The organism is Mycobacterium riyadhense, assembly GCF_963853645.1.
GTDB lineage: Bacteria > Actinomycetota > Actinomycetes > Mycobacteriales > Mycobacteriaceae > Mycobacterium > Mycobacterium riyadhense.
In genome coordinates this window covers 4,778,502-4,795,551 of the sequence record NZ_OY970456.1, presented here as the reverse complement: position 1 = coordinate 4,795,551, position 17,050 = coordinate 4,778,502, and the positions used below count along the sequence as shown (strand labels likewise).

General features: G+C 65.6%; 19 protein-coding genes. 11 read left to right on the top strand and 8 right to left on the bottom strand.

From position 1 onward, the window contains the following. Positions 1–186 precede the first annotated feature (186 nt). Genes AADZ78_RS21165 through AADZ78_RS21155 form a run of 3 tightly spaced genes read left to right on the top strand, consistent with a single transcriptional unit; the run spans position 187 to position 3,878 of the window. Positions 187–1,488: a PhoH family protein gene (locus tag AADZ78_RS21165; RefSeq protein WP_085253301.1), complete on the top strand. Its 1,302-nt coding sequence runs from the start codon at positions 187–189 to the stop codon at positions 1,486–1,488. Between the two features lie 40 nt (positions 1,489–1,528). Beyond that, on the top strand, positions 1,529–2,404 hold the full coding sequence (locus AADZ78_RS21160) for a polysaccharide deacetylase family protein (RefSeq protein WP_085253302.1): 876 nt from the start codon (positions 1,529–1,531) through the stop codon (positions 2,402–2,404). Then, positions 2,397–3,878, top strand: coding sequence for an adenylate/guanylate cyclase domain-containing protein (locus AADZ78_RS21155; RefSeq protein ID WP_085253303.1), 1,482 nt, complete (start codon positions 2,397–2,399; stop codon positions 3,876–3,878). The genes AADZ78_RS21160 and AADZ78_RS21155 overlap by 8 nt, the downstream gene beginning before the upstream one ends. A 6-nt stretch (positions 3,879–3,884) precedes the next feature. Here AADZ78_RS21155 and AADZ78_RS21150 read toward each other — a convergent pair whose 3' ends face one another. From AADZ78_RS21150 to glpX, 3 genes are read right to left on the bottom strand one after another with little or no spacing between them, the layout of a single operon-like run. Then, the gene (locus tag AADZ78_RS21150; protein ID WP_085253304.1) at positions 3,885–4,874 is read right to left on the bottom strand and encodes a hypothetical protein; all 990 of its coding nucleotides are present in this window, start codon (positions 4,872–4,874) and stop codon (positions 3,885–3,887) included. Beyond that, a complete protein-coding gene (locus AADZ78_RS21145) occupies positions 4,871–6,289 on the bottom strand; it encodes a class II fumarate hydratase (protein ID WP_085253305.1) in 1,419 nt (472 codons plus the stop codon). The genes AADZ78_RS21150 and AADZ78_RS21145 overlap by 4 nt, the downstream gene beginning before the upstream one ends. A gap of 31 nt (positions 6,290–6,320) precedes the next feature. Beyond that, positions 6,321–7,403 carry a class II fructose-bisphosphatase gene (gene glpX, locus AADZ78_RS21140; protein WP_139829081.1) on the bottom strand — a complete coding sequence of 361 codons (1,083 nt, stop codon included), beginning with the start codon at positions 7,401–7,403 and terminating at the stop codon, positions 6,321–6,323. Between the two features lie 55 nt (positions 7,404–7,458). On the opposite strand from glpX, the gene AADZ78_RS21135 reads away from it, so the two are divergent. Next, complete coding sequence (locus AADZ78_RS21135) at positions 7,459–8,097, top strand: DUF4245 domain-containing protein (protein WP_239655074.1); 639 nt, start codon at positions 7,459–7,461, stop codon at positions 8,095–8,097. A 12-nt stretch (positions 8,098–8,109) separates the two neighbouring features. Next, positions 8,110–8,907: a dienelactone hydrolase family protein gene (locus AADZ78_RS21130; RefSeq protein ID WP_085253307.1), complete on the top strand. Its 798-nt coding sequence runs from the start codon at positions 8,110–8,112 to the stop codon at positions 8,905–8,907. Here the strand turns inward: AADZ78_RS21130 and AADZ78_RS21125 are convergent. Further along, positions 8,888–10,051 (bottom strand): AI-2E family transporter, encoded by a 1,164-nt coding sequence (locus AADZ78_RS21125; protein ID WP_085253308.1) that lies wholly within the window; start codon positions 10,049–10,051, stop codon positions 8,888–8,890. The genes AADZ78_RS21130 and AADZ78_RS21125 overlap by 20 nt on opposite strands. Before the next feature lie 142 nt (positions 10,052–10,193). On the opposite strand from AADZ78_RS21125, the gene AADZ78_RS21120 reads away from it, so the two are divergent. The 6 genes from AADZ78_RS21120 to AADZ78_RS21095 all read left to right on the top strand — a co-directional run bounded on the left by AADZ78_RS21120 (position 10,194) and on the right by AADZ78_RS21095 (position 13,697). Then, complete coding sequence (locus AADZ78_RS21120) at positions 10,194–10,472, top strand: DUF1876 domain-containing protein (protein WP_085253309.1); 279 nt, start codon at positions 10,194–10,196, stop codon at positions 10,470–10,472. Between the two features lie 9 nt (positions 10,473–10,481). Continuing rightward, positions 10,482–11,006 carry a 2'-5' RNA ligase family protein gene (locus tag AADZ78_RS21115; protein WP_085253310.1) on the top strand — a complete coding sequence of 175 codons (525 nt, stop codon included), beginning with the start codon at positions 10,482–10,484 and terminating at the stop codon, positions 11,004–11,006. Between the two features lie 199 nt (positions 11,007–11,205). Beyond that, a complete protein-coding gene (locus tag AADZ78_RS21110) occupies positions 11,206–11,511 on the top strand; it encodes a PE family protein (protein WP_085253311.1) in 306 nt (101 codons plus the stop codon). Further along, positions 11,508–13,088: a PPE family protein gene (locus tag AADZ78_RS21105; RefSeq protein WP_085253312.1), complete on the top strand. Its 1,581-nt coding sequence runs from the start codon at positions 11,508–11,510 to the stop codon at positions 13,086–13,088. Before AADZ78_RS21110 ends, AADZ78_RS21105 begins: the two co-directional genes overlap by 4 nt. Continuing rightward, a complete protein-coding gene (locus AADZ78_RS21100; RefSeq protein ID WP_085253313.1) occupies positions 13,085–13,378 on the top strand; it encodes a WXG100 family type VII secretion target in 294 nt (97 codons plus the stop codon). Before AADZ78_RS21105 ends, AADZ78_RS21100 begins: the two co-directional genes overlap by 4 nt. A gap of 31 nt (positions 13,379–13,409) precedes the next feature. Continuing rightward, positions 13,410–13,697 (top strand): WXG100 family type VII secretion target, encoded by a 288-nt coding sequence (locus AADZ78_RS21095; RefSeq protein WP_085253314.1) that lies wholly within the window; start codon positions 13,410–13,412, stop codon positions 13,695–13,697. Between the two features lie 45 nt (positions 13,698–13,742). Here the strand turns inward: AADZ78_RS21095 and AADZ78_RS21090 are convergent, their stop codons facing one another. Genes AADZ78_RS21090 through AADZ78_RS21075 form a run of 4 tightly spaced genes read right to left on the bottom strand, consistent with a single transcriptional unit; the run spans position 13,743 to position 16,985 of the window. Further along, positions 13,743–14,864: a 3-beta-hydroxysteroid dehydrogenase gene (locus AADZ78_RS21090; protein ID WP_085253315.1), complete on the bottom strand. Its 1,122-nt coding sequence runs from the start codon at positions 14,862–14,864 to the stop codon at positions 13,743–13,745. A gap of 54 nt (positions 14,865–14,918) precedes the next feature. After that, a complete protein-coding gene (locus tag AADZ78_RS21085) occupies positions 14,919–15,158 on the bottom strand; it encodes an exodeoxyribonuclease VII small subunit (protein WP_085253316.1) in 240 nt (79 codons plus the stop codon). After that, positions 15,151–16,374, bottom strand: a complete 1,224-nt coding sequence (gene xseA / locus AADZ78_RS21080) for an exodeoxyribonuclease VII large subunit (protein WP_085253317.1) — start codon at positions 16,372–16,374, stop codon at positions 15,151–15,153. Before xseA ends, AADZ78_RS21085 begins: the two co-directional genes overlap by 8 nt. Beyond that, positions 16,371–16,985 (bottom strand): lipid droplet-associated protein, encoded by a 615-nt coding sequence (locus AADZ78_RS21075; RefSeq protein WP_085253318.1) that lies wholly within the window; start codon positions 16,983–16,985, stop codon positions 16,371–16,373. The genes xseA and AADZ78_RS21075 overlap by 4 nt, the downstream gene beginning before the upstream one ends. Between the last annotated feature and the right edge of the window lie 65 nt (positions 16,986–17,050).

Sequence of the window (17,050 nt, the reverse complement as noted above, 5' to 3'; positions counted from 1 at the left end):
GCGCCTGACAGGCCGCCGCGCGGCCACGAGAGTAGCGTCTCACTCGATGGCCAGCGACATGCTCTGCTGCCAGGGCGGCACCTCCGGTCACTACAACGGCAGGACCGGCCCCGGTCCTGGTGCCGCGGCCCGCGCCGATACGCTCGTGTGGGTCCGCCCGAGCGCTGTTAGCTCGAGGAGCGCTCCGTGACCGATACCCGGACGTACGTGCTCGACACCTCCGTGCTGCTGTCCGACCCGTGGGCCTGCAGCCGGTTCGCTGAGCACGAGGTGGTGGTACCGCTGGTGGTAATCAGCGAACTGGAGGCCAAGCGCCATCACCACGAACTCGGGTGGTTCGCCCGCCAGGCGCTGCGGTTGTTCGACGATCTCCGGCTAGAGCACGGGCGCCTGGATCAGCCTATTCCCGTTGGCACTCAAGGCGGTTCGCTGCGCGTAGAACTCAACCACTCGGACCCTGCGGTGCTGCCTGCCGGCTTTCGCACCGACAGTAACGATTCCCGGATCCTCAGCTGCGCCGCTAACCTCGCCGCGGAAGGCAAGCGAGTCACCTTGGTCAGCAAGGACATTCCCCTTCGCGTCAAAGCCGCGGCGGTCGGCCTGGCGGCCGACGAGTACCACGCCCAGGACGTCGTCGCCTCCGGCTGGTCGGGCATGCATGAGATCGAGACCGCCGCCGAGGACATCGACGCGCTGTTTTCCGACGGCGAGATCGACCTGGCCGAGGCCCGGGATTTGCCGTGTCACACCGGGATTCGGCTGCTCGGCGGCGGTTCCCACGCGCTGGGCCGTGTCACCGCCGCCAAGCGCGTGCAGCTGGTTCGCGGGGACCGCGAGGTTTTCGGGCTGCGGGGCCGCTCCGCCGAACAGCGGGTGGCGCTCGACCTGTTGCTCGACGAGTCGGTGGGCATCGTGTCGCTGGGCGGCAAGGCCGGCACTGGAAAGTCGGCGCTGGCGTTGTGCGCGGGGCTAGAGGCCGTGCTGGAGCGTCGGACTCAGCGCAAGGTGGTGGTTTTCCGCCCGCTGTACGCGGTTGGCGGGCAAGAGCTGGGCTACTTGCCGGGCAGCGAGAGCGACAAGATGGGCCCGTGGGCGCAAGCGGTCTTCGACACGCTCGAGGGCCTGGCCAGCCCGGCGGTCCTCGAGGAAGTTCTGTCCCGGGGCATGCTCGAGGTGCTGCCGTTGACCCACATTCGGGGGCGCTCATTGCACGACTCGTTCGTCATCGTCGACGAAGCACAGTCGCTGGAACGCAACGTCCTGCTGACCGTACTGTCCCGGCTCGGTACCGGATCCCGCGTGGTACTGACCCACGACATCGCACAGCGCGACAACCTGCGGGTCGGCCGCCACGACGGCGTTGCGGCCGTGATCGAGAAGCTCAAGGGCCATCCGCTGTTCGCCCACATCACGCTGCTGCGCAGCGAGCGGTCGCCGATTGCCGCGTTGGTCACCGAGATGCTCGAGGAAATCACCGGTCCACGCTGACGCCAAGATCGCACCCTCAATCGCCCGTTAAACTTCCCTAGTGCCGAAACGACCCGACAATCTGGCTTGGCGCTACTGGCGCACGGTCTTCGGTGCCGTGGTGGCCGCTGCGGTGCTGGTGGTCGGTTCCCTTACCGGCCACGTCACGCGTGCCGAGAATCTGGACTGTTCGGTGGTCAAGTGTGTCGCGCTGACGTTTGACGACGGTCCGGGCCCCTACACCGACCGGCTGCTGCAAGTCCTTAGGGACAACGACGCCAAGGCGACGTTTTTCCTGATCGGCAACAAGGTGGCAGCCAATCCCGCTGGCGCCAAACGCATCGCCGATGCGGGGATGGAGATCGGCAGCCACACCTGGGAACACCCCAACATGACCACGATCCCGCCCGACGACATCGCCGGCCAGTTCTCGCGGGCCAACGACGCGATTACCGCCGCGACGGGCCGGACGCCCACGCTTTACCGCCCCGCCGGCGGCCTGTCCAACGATGCGGTGCGCCAGACCGCAGCCAAGTTTGGGCAAGCTGAAATCCTTTGGGATGTCATCCCTTTCGACTGGGCCAACGACTCCAACACCGCGGCAACGCGGGCACTGCTGATGTCGCAGGTCAAGCCGGGCTCGGTGGTGTTGTTCCACGACACCTACTCCAGCACCGTCGACCTGGTCTACCAGTTCATCCCGGTGCTCAAGGCCAATGGCTACCGGCTGGTGACGGTCAGCGAGCTGCTCGGGCCGCGGGCGCCCGGAACCAGTTATGGCAGCAGGGAGAACGGTCCACCCGTCAACCAGCTGCGTGACATCCCGGCGAGCGAGATCCCGTCGCTGCCCAATACCCCCTCGCCAAAGCCGATGCCCAACTTCCCGATCACCGACATTCCGGGACAGAACTCCGGCGGGCCGAACAACGGTGCCTAAGAGTGCCCGCAAGTTAGCGATTCAATACGGACTCGACCTTGCGTTGGCCTCCGTTTTCGCCGTCGTCGGCGCATGCGCAATCCTGATCCCGCTGCGCGGTCACACGTCTGCTGCGCTCAATGCCGATTTCGTGCAACGGAACACGGTGACGCTGGTGGTGCTGGTGGTGCTGGGGACGATTGGCGTCGGCATCGGCGGGTTCCTTAGCCTTGCCCCCACCCTGCGGTGGTATACCGAAGGAGCCGAACCGACCCCGGCCCAGCGGGCCTCCGCGATGAAACTCGCCGGCCGCCAGTCGGCGATCCTGGCGGCGGCCTGGGCGATATGCGGCGCAACCCTGCTGCTGTTGAACCGGCACTCCGGAGCCGCGCTGCTGCTGCCCATTCTGCTCGGTGTGCTGCTTGGCGGAGCCGCCGCCGCCGCCACCGGTCTACTGCTCGCGCAACACACCCTGCGACCGATCATGGCCGCCGCCACCCGGGGTTCCGAGCAGGGCATCACGGTGCCCGGCGTGTTTGCGCGATTGGTCATGTTGTGGTTCTTATGCAGCGCCTTGCCCATCGGGATCATCGCGACGTTTGTGATCCTGCATTCCTACGGCTGGCTGATCCAGCAGGGCGCGTCGCTGGATGGGCCTGTCTTGGTGGTGGCGCTGGCGGCGGTGGTTCTGGGGTTGCCGGTGATGATCCTGACGTCGCGGTCTATTGCCGACCCACTCGGCGAGGTTGTCGACGCGATGGCCGAGGTCGAACACGGCCGCATCGACACGCAAGTCGGTGTCTACGAGCGCTCCCAAATCGGGCGCCTGCAAATGGGATTCAACCGAATGGTCGCCGGACTCGCCGAACGGGACCGGGTGCGCGATCTGTTCGGGCGTCACGTCGGAATCGACGTAGCCCATCGAGCGATCCAAGAAGGCGCCGCGCTGACCGGCGACGTGGTGGAGGCCGCTGTCCTTTACATCGACTTGGTCGGTTCCACGCAATTGACGGAAAGCCTTCCACCGCAAGAGGTTGCCGGCGTGCTCAATCAATTCTTCCGCATCGTCGTCGGCGCCGTTGACGAACATCACGGTCTGATCAACAAATTCGAAGGCGATGCGGCGCTGGCCATTTTCGGAGCACCGCTACGGACGAACGAACCGGCATCGGCGGCGCTGGCCGCTGCCCGCACGTTGGGCACTCAGCTGCGCGAGCTACCCGTGGTCGACTTCGGCATCGGCGTTTCGGCGGGCCGAGTCTTTGCCGGCAACATCGGCGCCGAAAACCGGTATGAATACACGGTTATCGGCGATGCCGTCAACGAGGCCGCGCGACTGGCCGATCTTGCCAAAGCCTCCGACCGGCGGATCCTGTGTTCGGCGGCTGCCGTCGACCGCGCAGACAGAGCCGAGCAGCAACGGTGGGGCGAATGCTATTCCACGGTGCTGCGCGGACGGTCGGAGGCCACACATGTTTCGGCGCCGACAGGTTAGGACTGGCTACTTCGCGACCTTCAGCGCCGCAATGACCTGGTTGACGACGGCTTGGGGGGCCGGCTCGCCGATAGGTGTTGCTCCCAAGAAGATGGTGACCGGCTTGGTGTCGACCGCGATGATCGTCACCGTGTCGCCCTTCACGTTGCGTGCGGTGTCCGCGATCGTGATGTCGGCATCCACCCGGGCGGCCTTGACCCCATCGACGGTAATCGACGACGTCTTCTTCGCGCCCAGCGTGGGCGACGACTGCGAGTAGCCGGGGCCGCTGGCCACGCAGTCCATCAACTTCGATGCCTGCTGGTTGACGTCCATGCTGGGGACGAAGTTGGTGATCGCGACCTCGACTTGCTGCATCCATTGGTTGGCGCCCGGCACTTCCTGGCCGAGGCCCACCGCGTCAATGAGATTCGGGTTCTGGTCGTCGGAGTACGGCGTCCATCCGGGTGCCGCGCTGGTCGGGAACGACAGCTTGCCCGCGCTGACCGTGCCGTCGACGCTCGACGCGTCACCGCCGGAGACATTGGGGGTGCAGCCGGTCGCGGTCTGTTGAGAATTGTTGGGCTGCGACGTGGCAGCGCTCGTGGTCCCCGATGGGCCGGCCGTGCTCGAGGTGTTTCGGTTACTGAGGGCGACCGCCAGGATCACCACCAACACGATGACGCCCAGCACGGCGATACCGGTGATGATCAACCACGGCATCTTCGAGCCGGGCCGATTCGGCGGTGGTCCGGGCGGGTAGGACCCGCCTGGCCAGCCCGAGGGATACTGCTGCGGTTGGTAGCCGGCCGGCGCGTAAGGGTCCATACCGCTTTGCGGATTGCCGTAAGGGCCGCCCGGCGGGTACTGGTACGGGCCGCTCTGCGGCTGTCCGCCCCAATACGGATCCTGTCCATACGGATTCGTTCCGTAAGGACCCTGACCATAGGGACCCTGAGGATAGGGCCCCTGACCATAGGGCCCCTGACCATAGGGACCGCCGGGGGGAGCCGTCATTGCTCGGTCGCTTCGACCTTGGCCATCGCCAACACGTCGAGGCGACGATCCAGCTCTTCGAGCGACAGCTTGTCGCCGATCAAACCGCGATCGATGACCGTCTGGCGGATCGTCTTACGCTCCTTGAGCGCTTGTTTGGCGACCGCGGCCGCCTCCTCGTACCCGATGGCCGAGTTCAGCGGCGTCACGATCGAGGGCGAGGATTCGGCGAGCTCGCGTAGATGCTCGACGTTAGCGGACAGCCCGGTAATGCAGCGCTGGGCGAACAGCTTTGACACGTTGGTCAACAGTTTGAACGACTCCAGGATGTTGCGGGCCATCATCGGAATGTAGACGTTGAGCTCGAACGCGCCGTTCGCACCGCCCCAGGCAATTGCGGCGTCATTGCCGATCACCTGCGCGGCCACCTGCGTGACCGCCTCCGGCAGAACCGGATTCACCTTGCCGGGCATGATCGAGCTGCCCGGCTGCAGGTCGGGCAGCTGAATTTCGGCCAAGCCGGTCAGCGGGCCGGATCCCATCCAGCGGACGTCGTTGGCGATCTTGGTCAGCGACACCGCGATCGTGCGCAGCGCTCCAGACGCTTCGACCAATCCGTCACGGGCCGCCTGAGCTTCGAAAGAGTTTGCAGCCGTTCGCAATTCGGACAAGCCCGTTTCGGCGACCAGCGCCGCGACCACCCGGACACCGAAGCCCTCGGGAGCGTTGAGGCCAGTGCCTACCGCGGTGCCGCCGATGGCCAGTTCACCCAGCCGGGGCAGTGTGGCGCGTACCCGCTCTATGCCGGCCTCGATCTGGCGGGCATACCCGCTGAATTCCTGCCCAAGTGTCACCGGAACGGCGTCCATCAAATGGGTGCGTCCCGACTTCACCACGGTCTGCCAATCAAGAGCCTTGGCGGACAAAGCGTCCTGCAGCACCTCCAGCGCCGGGATGAGGTGGGACACCGCCGCCTCAGTGGCCGCGATATGGGTGGCGGTGGGGAAGGTGTCGTTGGACGACTGCGACATGTTGACGTCGTCATTGGGGTGCACGGTAACGCCGTTGGCGGCGGCGATGCTGGCAATCACCTCATTGGTATTCATGTTCGAGCTGGTGCCCGAGCCGGTCTGGAAGACGTCGATAGGGAACTGATCGTCGTGGCGGCCGTCGGCGATCTCAGCCGCCGCGGCGATGATCGCGTCGGCCTTTTCCGGGGCCAGCAACCCGAGGTCTTTGTTGACTTGCGCGCACGCGCCTTTCAGCAGACCCAACGCACGGATCTGGGCGCGCTCCAGGCCGCGGCCGGAGATCGGAAAGTTCTCCACCGCACGCTGGGTTTGCGCACGCCACAACGCTTTTGCCGGCACCCGGACCTCGCCCATGGTGTCGTGCTCGATACGGTATTCAGTGTTTTCGCCCGCGTCTGCGGCCATGAATCGGGTTCCTCGCTAGTCGGCGTGTTGGTCAGGGGAGGGGATAGGCAGCGTTGCTATCGCCGGTGAAGTCGATTGCGGAGTATTCGTTGAGCTTCGAGAGCCGGTGGTACGCCTCGATCATCCGGACGGTTCCCGACTTCGAACGCATCACGATCGACTGCGTGGTGCAGCCGCCGGGGTAATATCGGACGCCCTTGAGCAGATCGCCGTCGGTGACCCCGGTGGCGCAGAAGAACACGTTCTCGCCCGACACCAGATCCTTGGTGGTCAGCACCCGATCGAGGTCGTATCCGGCGTCGAGCGCCTTACGACGCTCGGCGTCGTCCTTGGGCGCCAGCTGCGCCTGAATTGCCCCACCCATACAGCGGATCGCCGCGGCGGCGATGATGCCCTCCGGGGTGCCGCCGATGCCGGCAAGCATGTCGGTGCCCGACTCCGGCCGGCAGGCGGAGATGGCGCCCGCGACGTCGCCGTCGGTGATCAGCCGGATCCGAGCCCCGGTGCCGCGGACGTCGTCGATCAGCTGAGCGTGCCGCGGCCGGTCCAAAATGCACACGGTCATGTCGCGCACCGACAACTCCTTGACCCTGGCGACGGCCCGAATGTTGTCGGCGATCGGTGCGGTGATGTCCAGCACGTGCGCCGCGTCGGGTCCCACCGCAATCTTGTTCATGTAGAACACCGCCGAAGGGTCGAACATGGCGCCGCGATCGGCCACCGCCAGCACCGAGATGGCGTTGGGCATGCCTTTGCTCATCAATGTGGTGCCGTCAATTGGGTCGACGGCGAAGTCGCACTCCGGGCCGTCACCGTTGCCGACTTCCTCGCCGTTGTACAGCATCGGTGCGTGGTCTTTTTCGCCCTCGCCGATGACAACGATGCCGCGCATGGAGACCGAGTTCACCAGTTCACGTATGGCGTCGACCGCCGCGCCGTCCCCGCCCTCTTTGTCACCGCGACCCACCCAGCGGCCTGCGGCCATGGCACCGGCCTCGGTAACCCGCACGAGTTCCAGGGCCAGGTTGCGATCGGGGGCTTCCCCGCGCAGCGGCCGCGAGGTCGACGGGCCGTGGTTGGCGACGGCGGTCGGCGTGGATCCCTCAGCAGTCATGGTTGCTGATTCTCCCAGAAGCGGAACTGTCGGCTGGAGCTGGGATACTGGCGAGGTGACCGCGGAGCCGCAGCCGACGCCGAAGCCGGCCAAGTCGCGGCTGCTGCAGGATGGGCGCGACATGTTCTGGTCGCTGGTGCCGCTGGTGATCGGCTGCATCCTGCTGGCGGGCATGGTCGGGATGTGTTCGATTCAGCCCGGCGGGACGAATCGGGGCAGGGTACCGTTCTACGATGCCGCGGCGGCCTTGCGGGCGGACGCCGCGACGCTGAGTTTCCCGATTCGGTTGCCGGTACTGCCGGCGGGCTGGCAACCCAACTCTGGCGGTCGCGGCGGTATCGAAAATGGGCGAACGGACCCGACCACCGGTCAGCGGCTCAACGCGGCCACCTCGATCGTCGGGTACATCAGCCCAACGGGGATGTATCTCCGCCTGACCCAGAGCGACGCCGACGAGGACCGGCTGGTCGGTTCGATCCATCCGGGCATGTACCCGACCGGAACGGTCGACGTCGTCGGTACGGGCTGGGTCGTCTACCAAGGTTCGGACCAAGCCGAGCCGGTGTGGACGACCAGACTCACCAGCGCCGCGGGCGTCACGCAGATCGCGGTCACCGGTGCCGGCAGCACCGAGCAGTTCCACACGCTGGCGTTGGCGACTCAGTCACAGCCGCCATTATCGGCGACCCGATAGAAGGGAAGTCCAATGAGCGCACCCGAAGCCGACCTGACGGGTTGGTCGGCGGCACCATTCACCGGTGGTGGCTACACCCACGACGTGTATCGCAAAGGATCGGGCCCCGGGGTGGTGCTGATTCCGGAGATACCGGGCATCCATCCCGGTGTCCTCGCGCTGGGCAATCACTTGGTGGACAACGGGTTCACCGTCGCCATACCGTCGTTGTTCGGAGAGCCGGGCAAGGCGGTGTCGGCCGGCTACGCCGCGGTCGAGATCGCGCGGGCCTGTGTGGCAAGGGAATTCGCGGCGATGGCCACCAACAAGCAGCGGCCGGTGTCGCAGTTCCTGCGAGCGCTGGCGCGCGATCTCAACGCGTCGACACCCGGCAACGGCGTCGGCGTCATCGGCCAATGCTTCACCGGCGGCTTCGCGCTGGCCGCCGCCGTCGACGACAGCGTGCTGGCGCCGGTGCTCAGCCAGCCGTCGGTACCGCTGCCGCTGACACCCGCGCAACGCCGCGACCCCGGGCTCAGCGAATCCGAACTCAAAGTCGTTGCCGATCGCTGCGCCAACCAGGGCCTGTGCGCTATGGGATTGCGGTTCAGTGCGGACAAGATGTCACCACGCGAACGGTTCACGACGCTCAAGGAGCGGCTTGGCGACGCGTTCGAGGTCATCGAGATCGACTCCGGCCCGGGCAACGAGTACGGCTTCGGCCGGACGGCGCATTCGGTGCTGACCGACCAGGTTCGCGAAGTCGACGGCCAACCGGCCTATGAGGCCCGCAAGCGAGTGGTCGACTTCCTTACCGAGCGGCTGACTTAATTCGGCGCGGCAGCCAGTTACGGCGCACCGGTTTCGCGTCGTCCGGCTTAGGGTCCGGCTTGGCGGGCCGCTTCATTTGTGGCATATCTACGCCCTTGTACACCGCGAGGTAGACGTCGATGGTGGTGACGATGAGGATCATCAGCACCGGACCGATGATGATGCCCCACGGACCGAACATGCCAATACCCGCGAACACCGAAAGCAACATCAGCGCCGAGTTCAGTCGAGCGTCGCGCGGAACGAGGACGGGACGCAAGAAGTTGTCGATATTGGTGACCACCAGAAAATGCCAGAGGACCACGAACGTGCCACCGGCGATATTGCCGAACAAGACCATTCCGATGCCGAACGGAATGGTCACGATCCCGCCGCCCAGCGGAATTATCGACAACGCCGTCAGCACAATCGCGAAGATGAAGAAGCCGTGGTGAAACCCGGCGATGTAGATCGACGCGGCGCCGGCGACGCCTTGGCACAACGCGATGACGAACTGTCCATTCACGGTGCCGCGCACCATGGAGCCCATCTTCTGCAGGTACAGATCGGTGGCTTCTTCGCCGAGCGGATTGAGCTGGCCGATCAACGTCCGCAGCTTCTCGCGGTGCACCAGCAGCGCGATAAACACGTAGAGGAAAATGATGGCCGACGTGATGGCGCCGGCGAGGCTGCCAGCCGCGTCCTGCAGGAACTGCAGCAGCCAGTGGCCGGCGGTCTGGGCCACCGAGATCATCGCCTTGCGAAGCGTCTCCTCGGTCACCGTCATGTGCAGAAACGGCACCCGCGCCAGCAGGTCGTTCAGGAGTTCCAAAACCCGTTGGCCGAGGCGGCTTGGATCGGTCGACCTGACCCAATCGGCGACCGAATCGACCATCCGAGCAATCTGGACGACCGCGAGCAGCACCAAGAGCCCCACCGGCACGATAACCATGGCCAGCGCCGACACCAGGGTGGCTGCGGCCGACAAACCGGTATTGAGACGCTTGTTGAACCAATTGAAAAGTGGCGTAAACAAATACGCACCGACCGCGGCCACCACGATGAGGACGAAATAGCTGCGCAGGAAGTACGCGCCGAAAGCCAGGGCGATGAGCGTGAGGATCGCCAGGGCGCGCTTCTGAGTGAGCGTGAATTCGGTGTCCATACCTAGCCCAGGCCGTCCTCCGCGTCGGTGTTGAGCGCAACCTTAACCCGGGCCCAGGCGTTCGGCGATGCGCCTTACCTGCAAAAAAACATGTCCGCAGCGGGTCTTTCGCGGTTACGTTGGGACATGGAAGGTGATTGCAATGTACGACCGCAACTTGGACACCGCGTGGCACGTGGATATCGAGTTCGACGAGGACGAGACCCACACTCATGCGACGGTGCGCGCACAACTCGGTGAGGGCGAGACCATGACCACCCTGGGCGACGCGTACCGCCACCCGAAGGATGCCAGCCAGCCGATGATCGGCGAGGAAATCGCAGCGGCCCGCGGATTGATCGCGTTGGGCACCGAGCTGCTGCAGAACGCCTCAGCACGCATCGCGGAGGCCACGCACCACCCGGTGCACCTCTACAGCTGACCGGCCGTTGTGGCGCTGGCCGTCTGCTTGCTTTTCGACCGGCATTCCGAGCGGGCGATTCGCGCGTTGTGGGACAGGATCGAGGAGCGCGGTGTGGCCAGCCTCCGTTCACACACCCACGGGCGCCACGTGCCGCATGTCTCCTATGCGGTGTTGCGGCGCTGGGATCGCGCCGCGGTTACCGCGGCGCTCGGCTATCTCGACGGCGGCTGCCCCGTGGAGCTGAGCTTTGAAGGGGTAGGGCTGTTCCGGCGTGGACGCACGTGGTTGGTCGCGGGCGTGAGTGCCGATTTCGTTGCGCGCCAGTCGCGTGTCGTCGAGGCCGTCACCGCCGCCGGCGCCGAGCTGCACAAGAACTATGTGCCTGGAATCTGGTTGCCGCACTGTTCACTTGCGCCGCGTGCGAAGCTGGCTCAGCTGCCCGACATCGTGGGCGCGGTGTTCGACGTGTTGCCGTTGCGGGGGCGCCTGGACCGCGCCGCCCTCGTCAATAGCTCGACCGGCGAAGTCTCGCCGCTGCCCGGATTGCCCTGAGCCGTTGTCTGTGTCTCCGTTACGGGTCGTGGCGGCGGGGGCCGTTCCTTAAAGGTCGACGTGATCCCGTGTCCCCCGATTGGGGGAATGGACGTGTCCACCGAAATCAGATCCGATCGGAGGAATTATCGACAATGATTTTCATGTTCGATAGCTCTCTAGGTGCAAGGGTGAGCGTCGAACAGATGGAGGATTCGTCGTGACGCTGGGCGTTATTCCCGAAGGCTTGGCGGCTGCCAGTGCCGCCATCGAAGCGCTGACCGCGCGGTTGGCGGCCGCGCATGCAAGTGCGGTCCCGCTGATCACCGCGGTGATTCCGCCGGCAGCAGATCCGGTGTCGGTGCAGAGCGCAGCCGGGGTCAGCCTTCGCGGCGGCGACTATGCAGCCGTGGCCGCACAGGGTGTCGAGGAGCTTGGCCGCTCGGGGGTCGGGGTTGCGGAGGCGGCCACCAGTTACGCGACCGGCGATGCGCTGGCGGCGGCCATCTACCTGGCTGAGCTATGACGGCACCGGTGTGGATGGCCGCACCTCCGGAGGTGCATTCAGCCATGCTCAGTAGCGGTCCGGGTCCGGGGTCGTTGCTGGCCGCTGCGGCGCAGTGGTCAGCACTGAGTGCCGAATATGGCGCAGTGGCAGAAGAACTGAGTGCTCTGCTTGCCGCGGTGCGAGCCGGGGTATGGCGGGGCCCCAGTGCCGACGTGTTCGCGGCCGCCTACCTGCCGTATCTGGCCTGGCTGATGCAGGCAAGCGCGGACAGCGCGGCCGCGGCCGGCGAGCACGAGACGTTGGCCGCGGCGTACACGGCGGCGTTGGCGGCCATGCCGACCTTGCCGGAACTAGCCGCCAATCACGCCATCCACGGGGTCTTGGTGGCGACGAATTTCTTTGGGATCAACACCATCCCGATCGCACTCAATGAGGCCGACTATGTGCGGATGTGGATTCAGGCGGCCACCACGATGGCGACCTATCAGGCGGTATCGGCGGCCGCCGTGGCATCGACCCCGCAAGCATCGCCCGCCCCCCAGATCCTGAAATCGACCGCTGTGGCGCAGAACTCCAGAACCGGCGACGACTCAGGAAACGCCACCCCGATCGACAACCTGATCGCCGAAATCCTGAAAATCATCAGCGGCGGCCGCATCATTTGGGACCCCGCCAACGGCACCCTCAACGGCCTGCCCTACGACGCCTACACCAACCCCGGCCAAGCGATCTGGTGGCTGGCCCGAGCCCTCGAGTTCTTTCAGGATGCCGAGGAATTCTGGAGACTGCTCTTCACCGATCCGATTGCGGCGATCGAGTTTCTGTTCAACATCCTGGTGTTCGATCTGCCGACCCACATCATGCAGATCGTTACCTGGCTAGCGGAGTCGCCACAGCTGCTGGCGATCGCGCTGACCCAAACCGTCGCCACCCTGGGGGCAGCAACCGGCTTCGCAGGGTTGGCCGGTCTGGCTGCCACTCATGTTGCCGCGATCCCCGTCGCCGGGCCGCAGCTCGCGGCCGTGCCCGTGACGGTTCCGATTGCTGGGCTGGCTTCGACGATTCCCACGGGCAGCGTGTCGGCCACTGCTCCTGCCTCGACACCCGCGCCCAGTTCGGCTGCCGGCACTGCCGCGCCAGCCACCGCGCCGTCGCCGGCGACCGGCGTCCCCCCGTACCTCGTCGGGGGTGGTCCCGGCATCGGGTTCGGCTCGGGACTTTCGACCCGCGCCCGAACTCAGGAGCCGGCCTCCGACTCCGCGGCGGCCGCGGCCGCCGCGCAGGCATCGGCTCGGCGTGAGGCTCGCGCCCGTCGGCGCCGCCGAAGCGGCGCCAAGCAACAGGGGCATCGCGACGAATTCGCCGATATGGAGCTGGATTTCGACTTGCCAATCCCGCCCGCGGAGGAGCAGCGCGGTGCGTGGGCCTCGGATGCGGGTGCAGGGCGGCTGGGATTTGCCGGAACGGCGCGCAGCCAAATGCTCGTTGAGGCAGTCGGTTTGGCCACTCTTGGCGGTGATGGCCTTGACGATGGGCCGCGGATGCCGATGGTTCCCAGGACTTGGGAGAGTAACACAGATAAGGAGTCCGGATGAGTTTGTTGGATGCCCATATTCCGCAATTGGTGGCGTCGCAGTCGGCATTCGCCGCCAAGGCGGCGGTGATGCGCAGCACCATCGCGCAGGCCGAGCAGGAAGCCCTGTCAGCGCAGGCATTTCACGTCGGAGAAGCCGCGGCAGCGTTTCAGGGCGCCCATGCCCGCTTCGTCGAGGCGGCGGCCAAAATCAACACCTTGCTCGATATCGCTCAGGCCAACCTAGGGGATGCCGCGGGGACCTACGTGGCTGCCGACGCCGCCGCCGCGTCCAGCTACGTCGGGTTCTGAGACCGGCGAGACCAACCACGAAAGGACTGTGATGTCACAAATTACGTACAACTACCCGGCGATGTTGGCCCACGCTGGGGACATGGCCGGCTACGCCGGCACGATGCAGGGGCTCGGTGGTGATATCGCCAACGAGCAGGCGGCGCTGTCCAATGCCTGGCAGGGCGATACCGGAATGACGTACCAGGTTTGGCAGACGCAGTGGAACCAGGCCCTCGACGGCCTCGTTCAGGCTTATCGGTCGATGGCTGGCACCCACGAAACCAACACCTTGGCCATGCTTGCCCGCGATACCGCCGAAGGGGCCAAATGGGGTTAGCCAGCGCGCAGACTGGCCGCGGTCGTCTGACGGCGCCGCCGAACGCTATTCGGGCGGAGGAGTGGCGACAACCTCCACCAGGTGCGGCTTGGCCGCCGCCTTGACCTGTTCGAAGAGTTCTTTGTAGTAGGGCAGACATTCAGCCATGGCCTGCTCGGTGGTGAACAGCGGACGGTAGGCCAGGTCACGCTCCGCCTTAGCGATGGAGAAGTAGTTGTCAAGGTAAATTCGTTCCACCGCAAGGGGTTCCAGTGGCGGTTTGGGCAGCCGGAACTTGAAATGCAGCCATTGCCACACCAACATCGCGTCGCGGACCAGCCGGCCCGACACCCGTACCCGCGGCCAACGTTCGCCACACGCCGTGACGACCGGCCGAGCGAACTCGAACATGTTGATCGGCTCACCATCGTTGATGAAGTACGCCTGCCCGGGCGCGGTGCCGCCGGGCACCAAGTGTTCGCCGGCCAGGATGAAACCGTGAATTAGGTTGTGCACGTACGAGTTGTCCAATTTGGCATTCTTGCTGCCGACGAGAACCTTGACGTGGCCGGCTACAACGCTCTCGAACAGCTTGCGGAACATCGTCTGATCGCCACGACCCCAGATTCCGCTGGGCCGGATGGAGCACGTCAGCATGCCCTCGACCCCGTTCTGGGACAGCACGAACTTCTCTGCGACCACCTTGGTCTCGGTGTAGAGGTCATTGAACCGTTCGGTGTAGGGCAATGTCTCGTCGCCGCCGGAGATGGGCTGGCCGCCCATCACCACACTGTTCGAGGCGGTATAGACAAAACGCTTGGCTCCGGCCTGTTGTCCGGCGTGGACCAGGTTCTTGGTGCCCTCGACGTTGACGGCGTAGCTGCGCTGGCGGTATTCGTCGGTCACCGACGAGCCGCCCATCAGTTCGATGATCGCAGCGGTGTGGATGATCGTGTCGATGCCTTCCACCGCTTTGCCGCAGACGGCCGCGTCGGTGATGTCACCCTGCAACACCTCCAGCTGCGGATGCCGCGGCAGCGGCGACGGCGCTCGGTCGAAGGACCGTACCTGGTGTCCGCGTTCGAGCAACGTGGTGACCAAATTGGCGCCGACAAAGCCCGAGCCACCGGTAACCAGCACGCTGCCGAGTTCGGTTGTCAGTGATGAATCACCCATGCGGCGAAGCATAACTAAAACGTGTTCCAATTCGGAATAACCGTCGTGGTCCGAAATCGGCAAGGGTCAGTCTTGTCCGGCCTCCCCGGCGGCCAACGCGTCCGCTACTCGCTGACGAGCGCCAGCTAAGTGCTCCTCGCATCTTTTCGCGAGTTGTTCCCCTCTTTCCCAGAGCTGCAGCGACGCATCGAGATCCAGCCCGCCCTGTTCGAGGAGGCGTACGACTTCCATCAGCTCGTCTCGACAAGCCTCATAGCCGAGCTGACTAATGGGTGTAATAGATCCAGATTGGTCTTGCTCAGCCATCGCTGTGTCCCTCGCTCACTGCCGCCACGGCACCGTCGGCAACCCGCACCCGCAACCGGGTTCCGGCGGGCGCATCGTCGACCGACCGCAGCACCGCTGATTGCCCTGCCGTCGAAACCGTTTGCACCACCGCGTAGCCGCGGGCGAGCGTGGCCGCCGGGCCCAACGTGGCCAGCCTCGCGGCCAGATGGCCGACGCGTTCGGACTCGGCGCTGACCAGCCGGGTGACGTCGCGACGCAGCGCCGAGCGGGCGCGGTGTATCTCTTCGCCGCGCACACTCAGCGCCCTTAGCGGGTCGGCCAACACCGGGCGGCCGCGTAACTGGGTCAGCGCCCGTTGTTCCCGGGTGACCCAGTTACGCAGCGCCTGGGCACTGCGCCGGCGCAAGTCGGCGATCAGTCGCTGCTCGGCGGCGGTATCCGGGACCACCTTCTTGGCCGCGTCGGTGGGGGTGGCCGCACGCAGGTCGGCGACCAGGTCGCACAGTGGATTGTCCGGTTCGTGACCGACCGCGCTGACCACCGGGGTACGGCACGCTGCGATGGCGCGGCACAGCGTCTCGTCGGAAAACGGCAGCAGGTCTTCGACGCTGCCCCCGCCACGGGCCACCACGATCACGTCGACGTCGGCGTCGCGATCGAGTTCGCGCAATGCCTCCACGATCTGGCCGACGGCGTTGGGTCCCTGCACGGCGGTGTTGCGCACCGCGAATCGCACCGCCGGCCAGCGGGCAGCGGCCACTGTCGTCACGTCGTGTTCGGCGGCGCTTGCTCGACCGGTGATGAGCCCAATTGTGTTGGGCAGGAACGGGATCGGCCGCTTAAGCCGCGGGTCGAAGAGCCCTTCGGCGTCCAGCAGCCGGCGTAGCCGATCGATGCGGGCCAGCAGCTCGCCTACGCCAACCGCGCGAATCTCGCTGAGCCGCAACGAGAAGGTGCCGCGTCCGGTGTAGAACGAGGGCTTGCCGCAGACCACCACCTGAGTGCCTTCGGTCAATTTCACCGGCGCGGCCAGCACTAGGTCGCGGGAACAAGTCACTGTGAGCGACATGTCGGCCGCCGGGTCACGCAGCACCATGAATACCGTGTTGGAGTTTGGCCGCAGGGTGATCTGGGCCAATTGCCCCTCCACCCAGACCGTGCCCAGTTTGTCGATCCAGCCCGCGACCCGGATGGCTACCGCGCGAACCGGGAACGGGTTCTCGGCCGAATTCACTTCGCGGTCGCGCGGGTGATCCTGTTGGCGAGCAGCGTCTGGAACGGGGCGCGGGCCTTGGTGGCCTGCTCATAGGCCAGCAGGGCTTCGAGATCGGCGACATCCAGCGATTGCAGCCGAGCCCGCAGCTGGGCCAGCGTCAGCGCCGCATAGTCGAGTTCGGTCGCCACCGCTGGCGCTGGAACCGTGGGGCCAGACCCCGACTTCTTCGACTTTCTAGCGGATGCCGGTTTGGTCGGCGGATCGGCGGGTCCAGGCTCAGACGAATCGGACACCGAATACAGCGCGAACCGTCCCTCGGCCCGGCGATCGTTGTCGAAGGTGTCGACTCCGGGCAACGGAATCGATCCTCCTTCGATGACTTCGAGATCCTCGTCGAAAGTTGCCCATTCGGGCTGCTCGTTCTTCGGCGGAAAGATTGCGTCCAGCGTGTTGTCGCCCTTGATCACCAGCTCAGCAAGGTTTTGCTGGAACCGCATCACGATGTGGGCCGCCTGACTGACCAGCGTCATCGGATACATCAATATGGTTCGCGGTAGCTTCATCGTCTCCTCGACGGCGACTGTCGCCGCGCCGACAAGTAGCCGAACCCCGTACGGTGCAGTAGCCATGGATCCAAGACTGCCTCAAGCGGCGGCTAAGTCCAAGCCGGCGGCCGCGAGCTAGCCGGCTCGTG